General features: G+C 69.1%; 4 protein-coding genes. All 4 read left to right on the top strand.

Features of this window, described 5'->3' with window-relative positions:
- Positions 1-618: 618 nt before the first annotated feature.
- Positions 619-1,926 carry a sugar ABC transporter substrate-binding protein gene (locus B7X32_RS18685; protein WP_292723140.1) on the top strand — a complete coding sequence of 436 codons (1,308 nt, stop codon included), beginning with the start codon at positions 619-621 and terminating at the stop codon, positions 1,924-1,926.
- Positions 1,927-1,928: 2 nt separating this feature from the next.
- On the top strand, positions 1,929-2,879 hold the full coding sequence (locus B7X32_RS18680) for a sugar ABC transporter permease (RefSeq protein WP_292723137.1): 951 nt from the start codon (positions 1,929-1,931) through the stop codon (positions 2,877-2,879).
- Positions 2,876-3,817, top strand: a complete 942-nt coding sequence (locus tag B7X32_RS18675; RefSeq protein ID WP_292723134.1) for a carbohydrate ABC transporter permease — start codon at positions 2,876-2,878, stop codon at positions 3,815-3,817. Before B7X32_RS18680 ends, B7X32_RS18675 begins: the two co-directional genes overlap by 4 nt.
- 1 nt (position 3,818) lies before the next feature.
- Positions 3,819-4,577: hypothetical protein (locus B7X32_RS18670; protein ID WP_292723132.1), on the top strand; the 759-nt coding region annotated here is incomplete at its 3' end.

Raw genomic sequence — 4,577 nt, 5'->3', positions numbered from 1 at the left:
ACCCCTCGAGCGTATGCCCCCGAGGCGGGCCTGGTGCCGGTGCCGGTGCTGGCTCACTGCTGGTGCTGGCCGGGTCGCGAGCCTCGAGTGCACGGGATCCTGCCGAGTGCACGGGTCCTTCGCGCGAATAAGCCGTGCGTTCGGTAGCAGGCCGTGCGCTCGGTGGATCCGCGTGCGCGGGGGCAGACGTCACGCCGGGTGCACGGGATCCTGCCGGGGGCACGGGATCCTGTCGAGTGCACCGGTTCTTCGCGCGAACAAGTCGTGCGGTCGGCAGCAGGCCGTGCGCTCGGTGGATCCGCGTGGGCGACGGCGTGCGTCGCGCCGGGTGCGCGGGATCCTGCCGGGGGCACGGGATCCTGTCGAGTGCACCGGTTCTTCGCGTAGATAAGCCGTGCGTTCGGTGGCAGGCCGGGCACTCGACGTGCACTCGACGTGTGCGCGCGTGCCCGCGCGTGCCCGTGCGTGCCCGCGAGCGCACTCCGCACGATCGACGGCGGGCGCGGCGCCTCCCCGGCACCGGGGTCGCGCTCATTGACAGGATCGCGCTCTGTATACATAATACTGAGTGCGTCCCGTACTCCCGAAGGGCCCTTCAACGACGAAAGAGGTGGCGTCATGCCCCGCTCGAACCCTCGACTCCTGCGCACGCTCGCCGCGGTCTCCGCCGGTGCGCTGATGCTCGGCCTCGCCGCGTGCAGCGGCGGCGCCTCCGGCGGCGGCAGCGCTGCCGGCGGCAAGTCCACCGTGGTCTGGTCGACCTGGGGCAGCGCCGACGAGCTCAAGCGCTATCAGGACTTCGACAAGGAGTTCATGAAGCGGCACCCCGACATCACGGTCAAGCTGCAGCCCGTCGCCGGCTACGACGACTACCACTCCAAGCTTCTCGCACAGCTGACCAGCAACACGGCGCCGGACGTCTTCTACGTCGGCGACGACATGATCGGCCAGTTCGTCGGATCCCACCGCCTGATGCCCCTCAAGAGCCTCATGGACGGCGCGAAGAGCCAGAGCAAGGTCGACGACTTCTCGCCCGGCCTGTTCGGCGCGGCCGAGAAGGACGGCGAGATCTACGCCGCCCCGAACGACTCGAACCCCGACGTGTTCTGGTACGACAAGGAGGCGCTCAAGGCCGCCGGCGTCACCGAGGATCCGGCCACCCTCGCCGGCGAGGGCAAGTGGACCACGAGCGCGTTCCTCGACATGAACAAGAAGCTCCACGACGCGGGCCTCACCGGCACCATGTTCTGGAACTACTGGTCCACGCAGTGGAGCTGGCTGAGCTCGCAGGGCGTCTCCGCGCCCTATGACAAGAGCGGGAAGTTCGTCGCGAACAAGGACGCCGGCGCCGTCAAGGCGCTGGACCAGCTCGGATCCCTGTTCCAGGACAAGACGTTCCTCGTCGCCGACACCCTGCCCGACGGCGCGGGTGCCGACAGCCTGTTCGTCTCGCACAAGGCCGGCTTCTTCGTGCAGGGGCGCTACACGATCGGCACCGTCGAGGCGGCAGGATCCAAGGACTCCTACGACATCGCCCCGTGGCCCACGCCCGACGGCAAGGCCGCGCCCACCGGCGTCGCCACCTCGTTCCTCGCGATCAACAAGGGCACCAAGGTCAAGGACGCGGCGTTCACTTTCTGGACCGAGTTCCTCTCGGCCGAGGGCCAGACGCTCCGCTTGAAGGGCGGCGGGAACGCCGTCCCCTCGATCAAGGGCGCGGACGAGGTCGTGCTCGACGGCTACCCGGCGCACGCGCAGACGTTCCTCGACATGCGCGACGTCGGCTTGGTCAACTACCCCACGGAGGCCCGCCTTCCGGGCATCCGCGGCGGCATCGGCGACCAGTTCCTCGCGCTCTACCAGGGCAAGCAGGACGCCCAGGCCACGCTCGACGCCGTCGGCAAGCTGGTCCAGGACGGCAAGTGACGATGAGCACGCAGGCTGTCAGCACTCGGGCGCCGTCGACGACGGCGCCCGAGTGGCGGCGCGAGGCGGCCTGGCGTCGCCGCGATCGACGCTGGGGCTACGCCTTCGTCGGGCCGCAGCTGGTGGGCATGGGACTGTTCGTGCTCGTGCCCTTCCTCGCGAGCCTCGTGCTCGCGTTCGCGCACTGGGACGGCCTGACCGACCTCAGCTGGGTGGGATTCGAGAACTTCGCCACGGAGCTCGCGGATCCCCTCTTCGGCCGCGCGATCCTGAACACGCTGCTCATCGCGGTCATCACGGTGCCGATCGGCCTCGCCTTGGCCGTCACGATCGCGGTCGCGCTCGAGAGGCTGAAGACCCGCACGCTCTACCTCGTGCTCTTCTTCGCGCCCGTGGTCACCTCGACCGTGGCCGTCGCGATGATGTGGCAGCAGATGTTCCGCGCGGACGGCGTGCTGTCGTCGGCGATCGCGAAGGTCTTCGGGGTCGCGCCGCCGGACTGGCTGCAGGATCCGCGGCTCGCCCTGCTCGCGGTGTGCATCGTGACGATCTGGTCCTCCCTGGGCCTCAACGTCATCATCTTCCTGGCCGGCCTGCAGAACATCTCGCCGTCGGTGATCGAGGCCGCGCGGATCGACGGCGCCGGCGCCTGGCGGCTGTTCACCGCGATCCGGCTGCCCCTGCTGTCGCCGATCGTCTTCTTCTCCTCCGTGATCGCGTTCATCTCGTCCCTGCAGACCTTCGACACCGTCTACGTCCTGGTCAAGAACGGCGGACCCGACAACGCGACGCGCACGATCGTCTACCACATCTACGACCTCGGCATGAAGCAGTTCGACTTCGGACTCTCTTCGGCCGCGAGCATCATCCTGCTGCTGCTGACCCTCGTGATCACGGGAATCCAGTTCGCCGCGCAGAAGAAGTTCGTCCACTACGAGGATGACCCCGCATGAGCGTCGACACCACGCGCCTCACCACCGGCGGACACGCGCCCGCCACCGATTCCACGATCGCCCTCGTCGCCCCCGGCCGGCGGATCCGTCCGCGCGCCGCAGGCAAGGGGCGCCGCCGCACGTCCGCGACGATCCTGCACGTCGTGCTGGTCGTCGCCGGCCTCGCGATGGTGTTCCCGTTCATCTGGATGCTGCTGACCTCGTTCAAGACGCTGCCGCAGCTGCTCAAGAACCCCCTCTCGGTGCTGCCGAGCCCGTGGACGTTCGACAACTACGTCCAGGCGTGGAACGCGGTGCCCTTCGCGCAGGCCTACCTGAACAGCGCCTACATCGCGGTGCTGGTCGTCGTGGGCACGCTCATCACCGCGTCGATGGCCGGCTACGCGTTCGCGCGGATCCGCTTCCGCGGGTCGAAGGTGCTCTTCATCGTCTTCCTCGCCACGCAGATGATCCCCAAGCAGGTCACGCTCATCCCGTTCTACCTGCTGATGTCGCAGCTGGGATGGGTGGACTCGCATCTCGCCCTCATCATCCCCGGCATGATCGCGAACCCCTTCGCCGTGTTCCTCATGCGCCAGTTCGTGCTGTCGCTGCCGCGGGAGCTCGAGGAGGCGGCGCTCGTGGACGGAGCGGGCCGGATCCGCACGTTCTTCCAGGTGATCCTGCCGAACCTGAGGCCGGGCCTCGCCGCGCTCAGCATCATCGTCGCGCTCGACGTGTGGAACTCGTTCCTGTTCCCCCTCGTGCTGCTCAACACGCCGGACCTGTTCACGGTGCCGCTGCTGCTGCAGTCGTTCCAGGGGCAGTTCGGCTCCGTGAACTACGGGCTCGTGATGGCCGCCTCGGCGATCTCGACCGTGCCGATGCTGATCGTGTTCGTGATCGGGCAGCGCCGGATCCTGAACAGCATGGCCGCATCGGGTCTCGGAGGGCGCTGACGTGACGGACACCCGCATCCCGGCGGCCGGGGGTGCGCCCGCGGCCGAGCTCGCGCACGCCGCGGGCGGTCACCTCGATCTGGTGACCGCCCCATTCACGATGCCGCGCTCGCGCCTGCTGGTGTTCCGTGAGGGCGACGGTGTGCGCGTGCACACCTCCGAGTACGAGCGGGGTCTCGACCAGTGCCGCGTGCTCGATGCGCTCGTCGTGCACGAGGCGTCCGGCCGGATCCTCCCGATCGTCGACGTGCAGCCGCACCGGATCTCGTTCGGCGCCGTGACCGTGACCTTCGACGGGCTGCGCGCCCTCAGCATCGGCGGGGACCCGACGGCTTCGGTCCGTCTCTCGCTGCCGGACGGCGGTGCGTCCCGCCACGAGGTCGGATCCGGGATCCGCATCGAGGTCGCCGCCGATCGTGCGGTCGCGGTGTCCGCTCAGCGCGACGGTGCGCACCGCGCCGCCGAGGAGGCGCTGGAGGCGCTGTGGGAGGCGTGGTTCGACCGCTGCCCGCGCGTCCGCGAGGATCTGCAGGACATGGCCGCGTTCTGCTGGTGGGTGCTCGGCGCGAACATCGTGGAGCTGCCCGCGCTCGAGGGCGCCCGCGCGATCGTGCCCTCGAAGATCGGCTACGTCGGGCTCTGGCAGTGGGACGCGTACTTCATCGCGGTCGGGCTGCGCCACGGCGATCCGGAGCTGGCCAGGGAGCAGCTCGAGCTGGCTTTCCGGTTCCCGTGCGAGAACGGGCAGCTGCCCGACGTC

Source organism: Microbacterium sp. 13-71-7 (assembly GCF_002257455.1).
In the GTDB taxonomy this organism is placed as follows: domain Bacteria; phylum Actinomycetota; class Actinomycetes; order Actinomycetales; family Microbacteriaceae; genus Microbacterium.
The sequence above is the reverse complement of the archived record's forward strand: the minus strand, read 5'-3'. Positions and strand labels throughout refer to the sequence as shown.

Excerpts from the sequence above, each read along its gene's own strand:
- B7X32_RS18680 (WP_292723137.1), top strand. The coding sequence starts at position 1,929 with ATGAGCACGCAGGCTGTCAGCACTCGGGCGCCGTCGACGACGGCGCCC.
- B7X32_RS18685 (WP_292723140.1), top strand. The coding sequence starts at position 619 with ATGCCCCGCTCGAACCCTCGACTCCTGCGCACGCTCGCCGCGGTCTCC.
- B7X32_RS18675 (WP_292723134.1), top strand. The coding sequence starts at position 2,876 with ATGAGCGTCGACACCACGCGCCTCACCACCGGCGGACACGCGCCCGCC.